At 74.3% G+C, this 5,706-nt stretch carries 8 protein-coding genes; 5 read left to right on the forward strand and 3 right to left on the reverse strand.

The features are described from left to right. A partial coding sequence (locus tag PLP61_RS14335; RefSeq protein WP_324503429.1) for a hypothetical protein occupies positions 1 to 219 on the reverse strand: 219 nt, incomplete at its 3' end. Here PLP61_RS14335 and purN point away from each other — a divergent pair. From purN to PLP61_RS14355, 4 genes are read left to right on the forward strand one after another with little or no spacing between them, the layout of a single operon-like run. After that, positions 212 to 835 carry a phosphoribosylglycinamide formyltransferase gene (gene purN, locus PLP61_RS14340; RefSeq protein WP_324503430.1) on the forward strand — a complete coding sequence of 208 codons (624 nt, stop codon included), beginning with the start codon at positions 212 to 214 and terminating at the stop codon, positions 833 to 835. The two genes, PLP61_RS14335 and purN, sit on opposite strands and share 8 nt — an antisense overlap. Continuing rightward, the gene (gene purH / locus PLP61_RS14345; RefSeq protein WP_324503431.1) at positions 828 to 2,399 is read left to right on the forward strand and encodes a bifunctional phosphoribosylaminoimidazolecarboxamide formyltransferase/IMP cyclohydrolase; all 1,572 of its coding nucleotides are present in this window, start codon (positions 828 to 830) and stop codon (positions 2,397 to 2,399) included. Before purN ends, purH begins: the two co-directional genes overlap by 8 nt. Positions 2,400 to 2,421: 22 nt before the next feature. Next, a complete protein-coding gene (locus PLP61_RS14350; protein WP_324503432.1) occupies positions 2,422 to 3,273 on the forward strand; it encodes a bifunctional methylenetetrahydrofolate dehydrogenase/methenyltetrahydrofolate cyclohydrolase in 852 nt (283 codons plus the stop codon). 6 nt (positions 3,274 to 3,279) lie between these two features. Further along, positions 3,280 to 3,660, forward strand: a complete 381-nt coding sequence (locus PLP61_RS14355) for a DUF3017 domain-containing protein (protein WP_324503434.1) — start codon at positions 3,280 to 3,282, stop codon at positions 3,658 to 3,660. Positions 3,661 to 3,675: 15 nt separating this feature from the next. Here PLP61_RS14355 and PLP61_RS14360 read toward each other — a convergent pair whose 3' ends face one another. Then, positions 3,676 to 4,665: a malate dehydrogenase gene (locus tag PLP61_RS14360; protein ID WP_324503435.1), complete on the reverse strand. Its 990-nt coding sequence runs from the start codon at positions 4,663 to 4,665 to the stop codon at positions 3,676 to 3,678. A gap of 113 nt (positions 4,666 to 4,778) precedes the next feature. On the opposite strand from PLP61_RS14360, the gene PLP61_RS14365 reads away from it, so the two are divergent. Continuing rightward, complete coding sequence (locus tag PLP61_RS14365; RefSeq protein ID WP_324503436.1) at positions 4,779 to 5,477, forward strand: hypothetical protein; 699 nt, start codon at positions 4,779 to 4,781, stop codon at positions 5,475 to 5,477. A gap of 6 nt (positions 5,478 to 5,483) precedes the next feature. Here the strand turns inward: PLP61_RS14365 and PLP61_RS14370 are convergent. Next, on the reverse strand, positions 5,484 to 5,706 hold a 223-nt coding region (locus PLP61_RS14370; RefSeq protein ID WP_324503437.1), incomplete at its 5' end, for a hypothetical protein.

Consider the following 5,706-nt stretch of genomic DNA (forward strand, 5'->3'; position numbering starts at 1 on the left):
GCCCTCGACGGGCACGTAGTCCGGGATCGAGTTGCCGGAGCCGAGCGCATAGCCACGGGCCTGGCGGCGGAAACGCGTTGCTTTGTTGACGACATCCTGCACGATGTCCTCGGGGGCCTGCTGGCCACCTGGTGGCAGCGCCGGCGCGCGGCCGCCGAGGAGGGCTGAGCCGCCCGGAGGAGGCGGCCGCCACGGTGGATACACTGCGGCCGTGCCCACCCCCGCCCCTGCACGTCTGGTCGTGCTCGTGTCCGGGTCCGGCACCACCCTCCAGGCGCTGCTGGACGCCGGGCGGGACCCGCACTACCCCGCCACAGTGGTGGCGGTGGGCGCCGACCGGGCCGGGATCGAGGGGCTGGCGCGCGCCGAGCGGGCCGGGATCCCCACGTTCGTGCAGCGTCTGGGCGACTGCCGGACCCGGGACGAGTGGGACGCCGCTCTCGGCGACACGGTCGCGTCGTACCGTCCCGACCTCGTCGTGCTGGCCGGGTTCATGAAGCTGGTCAGCGAGCGGTTCCTGGCGCGCATGGGGGGCCGCGTGGTGAACACGCACCCCGCACTGTCGCCCGCCTTCCCGGGGATGCACGCCCCCGCGGACGCCCTGGCCTACGGCGTGAAGGTCACCGGGGCCACGCTCTTCCTGGTCGACGGCGGGGTGGACACCGGGCCGATCGTCGCCCAGACGGTCGTGCCGGTGCACGACGACGACACCGTGGAGACCCTGCACGAACGCATCAAGGTCGCCGAGCGGGTGATGCTCGTCGACACCGTGGGCCGGCTGGCTCGCGAAGGCTTCACCCTCGACGACAGGAAGGTCCGGTTCGGGCATGAGTGAGACGTCCAGCACGCGGGTGCCGATCAGGAGGGCGCTGGTCTCGGTCTACGACAAGTCCGGGCTCGAGGAGCTGGTCCGCGGGCTGGCGGACGCGGGCGTGGCGCTGGTCTCCACCGGCGGCTCGGCCGCGCTGATCGAGGGTCTCGGTCTCCCCGTCACCCGGGTCGAGGACCTCACCGGCTTCCCCGAGTGCCTGGACGGCAGGGTGAAGACCCTGCACCCGCGGGTGCACGCCGGGATCCTCGCCGACCGCCGTCTCCCCGCGCACGTCGAGCAGCTCGCCGACCTCGGCGTCGAGCCGTTCGACCTCGTGGTCTCCAACCTGTACCCGTTCACCGAGACCGTGGAGTCGGGGGCGGGTCCCGACGAGTGCGTCGAGCAGATCGACATCGGCGGCCCGTCCATGGTCCGGGCGGCGGCCAAGAACCATCCGTCGGTCGCCATCGTCACCTCTCCGGACCGGTACGCCGAGGTGCTCGCGGCCGTGGCCGCCGGGGGCTTCACCCTCGAGCAGCGCAAGGCGCTGGCCGCGGAGGCCTTCGTGCACACGGCGACCTACGACGTCCACGTCGCCTCCTGGATGGGCAACGTGCTCACCGACACGTCCGAGGGGTCCGGCTTCCCGGCCTGGGTCGGCGCCACGTGGGACAAGGCGGCGGTGCTGCGCTACGGGGAGAACCCGCACCAGCCGGCCGCCCTCTACACCGCGGGCTTCGGGCCCGACGGCCTGGCCCAGGCGCGCCAGCTGCACGGCAAGGAGATGTCCTACAACAACTACGTCGACGCGGACGCCGCCCACCGTGCGGCGTACGACTTCGACCGACCGGCGGTGGCGATCATCAAGCACGCCAACCCGTGCGGCATCGCCGTGGGGGCCGACGTCGCCGAGGCCCACCGCAAGGCGCACGCCTGCGACCCGGTGTCGGCCTACGGCGGCGTGATCGCGACCAACGTGCCGGTCTCGGTCGAGCTGGCCCGCCAGGTCGCGGAGATCTTCACCGAGGTCGTCGTCGCCCCCGGCTACGACGCCGGCGCGGTGGAGGTCCTCGCGGCCAAGCCGAGCATCCGGCTGCTCGAGTGCCGGCCCCCGGTCCGCGGCGGTGTCGAGACCCGCCCCGTGTCCGGAGGGCTGCTGATGCAGGCGCGTGACCTGGTCGACGCCCCGGGCGACGACCCGGCCACCTGGACCCTCGCCAGCGGCGACGCCGCGTCGCCGGAGGTCCTCGCCGACCTGGCCTTCGCCTGGCGGGCCTGCCGGTCGGTGAAGTCCAACGCGATCCTGCTGGCCGCCGACGGCGCCTCCGTGGGCGTGGGCATGGGGCAGGTGAACCGGGTCGACTCCGCGCGGCTGGCGGTGACCCGGGCGGGGGAGCGGGCCGCAGGCGCTGTGGCCGCGTCCGACGCCTTCTTCCCCTTCGCCGACGGGCTGCGGATCCTGCTCGACGCGGGCGTGCGTGCGGTCGTCCAGCCCGGGGGGTCGGTGCGCGACAAGGAGGTGGTCGCGGCCGCGACGGCCGCCGGCGTCACGATGTACCTCACCGGCACGCGACACTTCTTCCACTGACTCCCACGGACAGGACGGACCGGTGACTGCGCAGCGACTGGACGGAACCGCCACCGCGAAGGCGATCAAGGCCGAGCTCACCCAACGGGTGGCGGCCCTCAGGGAGCGGGGCACCGTGCCAGGGCTCGGCACCGTGCTGGTGGGCGAGGACCCCGGCTCGCGGTGGTACGTCGCCGGCAAGCACAAGGACTGCGCCGAGGTGGGGATCGAGTCGATCCGCATCGACCTGCCCGAGACCGCGAGCCAGCAGGAGATCGAGGAGGCGGTACGCGCCCTCAACGAGGACCCGGCGTGCACCGGCTACATCGTCCAGCTCCCGCTGCCGCGCGGGCGGGACGAGAACCGGGTGCTCGGCCTGATCGACCCGGCCAAGGACGCCGACGGGCTGCACCCGACCAACCTGGGCTGGCTGGTGCTCGGGCGCGAGGCGCCCCTGCCGTGCACGCCGTACGGCATCGTGGAGCTGCTGCGCCGCCACCAGGTCGCCATCGCCGGTGCCGAGGTCGTGGTCGTCGGGCGCGGCATCACCGTCGGGCGACCGCTCGGCCTGCTGCTCACCCGCCGCTCGGAGAACGCCACGGTCACCTTGTGCCACACCGGCACGCGCGACCTGGCCGCGCACGTGCGGGGCGCCGACATCGTGGTCGCGGCGGCCGGGGTGCCCGGCATCATCACCGGGGACATGGTGCGGCCCGGGGCCGCCGTGCTCGACGTGGGCGTCTCCCGCGTCGACGGCAAGATCGCCGGTGACGTGGCCCCCGACGTCTGGGAGGTCGCCGGCTGGGTCTCCCCGAACCCGGGCGGGGTCGGGCCGATGACGCGGGCGATGCTGCTGTCCAACATCGTCTCCCTGGCCGAGAAGTCCGTGGGCTGACCCCCGGTGGACACCCCCGGACCGCCCTTGGAGCCGCCCGACGACATCCCGGCGGTCTCGGCGGAGGACCTGGTCGACGGCGAGGTCGTGCCCGGCCAGCCGCCGCCGGGCCGGCGCTACCCGTCGACGATCGGGGGAGCGTTCTACCTGGTGGTGCTCGCCATCGGCCTGGTGGGCCTGGTCCTGGTCGCCCTCGGCCCGTGGCGGCTCGGGATCGGCTGCCTCGGGGCGGCCCTGCTGTTCGCGGCCGCGGTGCGGGTCGTGCTCTCCGACGAGAACGCGGGCATGCTGGCCGTCCGGCACAAGGCGGTCGACGCCACCCTGCTGGTCGCGCTGGGCGTGCTGCTGATCACGCTGGCCCGCTCGATCCCCAACCAGCCCGGCTGACCCGCGAGGACGTGGTCAGATCAGGCCGAGGTCGGTGACGGCCTGTCGCTCCTCGGCGAGCTCCGCGGTGCTGGCGTCGATGCGGGAGCGGGAGAAGTCGTTGATGTCCAGGCCCTCGACGATCGTCCAGTCGCCGGCGCGGGTGACCACCGGGAAGGAGGAGATCAGCCCCTCCGGCACGCCGTAGGACCCGTCGGAGACCACCGCCATCGAGACCCAGTCACCCTCCGCGGAGCCCAGCAGCCAGTCGCGGGCGGCGTCGATCGTCGCCGACGCGGCCGACGCGGCCGAGCTCGAGCCCCGGGCCTCGATGATGGCCGCGCCGCGCTTCGCGACGGTCGGGATGAACGACTTCTCGACCCAGGCCAGGTCGCCGACCACCTCGGCGGCGTTACGGCCCCCGATCTCGGCGTGGAAGAGGTCGGGGTACTGCGTCGCGGAGTGGTTGCCCCAGATGGTCATCTTCGTGATGTCGGTGACCGCGGAGCCGGTCTTCGCGGCGAGCTGCGAGATCGCCCGGTTGTGGTCCAGGCGGGTGAGCGCCGAGAACCGCTCGCGCGGGATGTCGGGGGCGTTGCTCAACGCGATCAGCGCGTTGGTGTTCGCCGGGTTGCCGGTGACCCCGATCCGTACGTCGTCGGCGGCCACGTCGTTGAGCGCCCGGCCCTGGGCGGTGAAGATCGCGCCGTTGGCCTCGAGCAGGTCGCTGCGCTCCATGCCGGGACCGCGCGGCCGCGCTCCGACCAGCAGGGCCAGGTTGACCCCGTCGAAGACCTTCGTGGGGTCGGCGCCGATCTGGACCCCGGCCAGGGTCGGGAAGGCGCAGTCGTCGAGCTCCATGACGACCCCCTCGAGCGCCTTGAGCGCCGGCTCGATCTCCAGCAGCCGCAGCTCGACGGGGCGGTCCTTCCCGAGCAGCGCGCCACTGGCGAGACGGAAGAGCAGGCTGTAGCCGATCTGGCCGGCGGCACCGGTGACGGCGACCTTGAGCGGGGTGGTGGTCACGACGACTCCTCGAGGCGGTGGGGCACGTGCCTCCGACGCTAGCAGCGCACGGCGCCGGGCTGGCAGGGAGGGTTGGCCGCCGTCAGCGCCCCCAGGTCGGCCATGCTTGGCGCATGCCCGTCCTGCGCCGCCTGCTGCCAGCGCTGCTGCTGGCCGCTCTCGCGGGGTGCGGAGGGGCACCGCCGACGGCGGGGCCCTCCGGGGTGGACGGCCTCACCATCCCCACGCCGAGCCCGGACCCGGCGGACTTCGTGAGCGGCGTGGACAACCCCTGGCTGCCGGTGTCGGCAGGCTCCTCGTGGACCTACCGGGTCAGCGGCGGCGGCCCGGTCCGGCGGGTGGAGGTGCGCGCGCTGCCCTCCGGGCCCGTCGTGGAGGGGGTGGCCACCACCGAGGTCCTCACCACCGAGCACGGACGGCGTGGACGCGTGCTGGCCGACCGGTCGGCGTACCTCGCCCAGGACCGCGCCGGCAACGTCTGGCTGCTCGGCGAGTCGGGGCCGGGGCGGGCGTGGGTCGCCGGCGAGCAGGGGGCCGAGGCCGGCCTGGCGATGCCGGCGGTGCCGAGGGTGGGCGACGCCTACCAGGCCCAGGACGCGCCCGGGGTGGCGCAGGACCGGGTCACGGTGCGCTCGCTCGACGAGACGGTGAGCACCGGGGCCGGCACGCTCGAGGGGCTGCTGCTCACCGAGGTCGCCTCCGCCCTCTCGCCGGGCACGGCGGAGCGCTGGTACGCCCCTCACGTCGGCCTCGTCCAGGAGCTGTCCACCACCGGCGGCCTGTGGACCCTCCTGTCGCACCGGAGCGGGTGAGCCGCGTCAGTCCCTGGTCGGTGGCCGGATCTGGGTGCGCCCGTCCTCGTCGTCGTCCGGGCCCCACTCGCGTGGCAGCTGCTGGGACCAGTACGGCTCGGTGGGCGAGGGCGGGAGGTCCGTGGGGTACCCGTCGGCGGTCGGCGGCCACGGTTCGGGGCGGCCCGGCGGGCGGTCGCGGTCGGCCCGGCCGCGCTCGGAGGGGTGCAGCGGCCGGTGACCGGCGGGC

It is taken from the genome of Nocardioides sp. (assembly GCF_035429765.1).
Taxonomy (GTDB): Bacteria; Actinomycetota; Actinomycetes; order Propionibacteriales; family Nocardioidaceae; genus Nocardioides.

Coding starts and splice junctions, on each gene's coding strand:
- purH (WP_324503431.1), top strand. CDS start 828: ATGAGTGAGACGTCCAGCACGCGGGTGCCGATCAGGAGGGCGCTGGTC.
- PLP61_RS14365 (WP_324503436.1), top strand. CDS start 4,779: ATGCCCGTCCTGCGCCGCCTGCTGCCAGCGCTGCTGCTGGCCGCTCTC.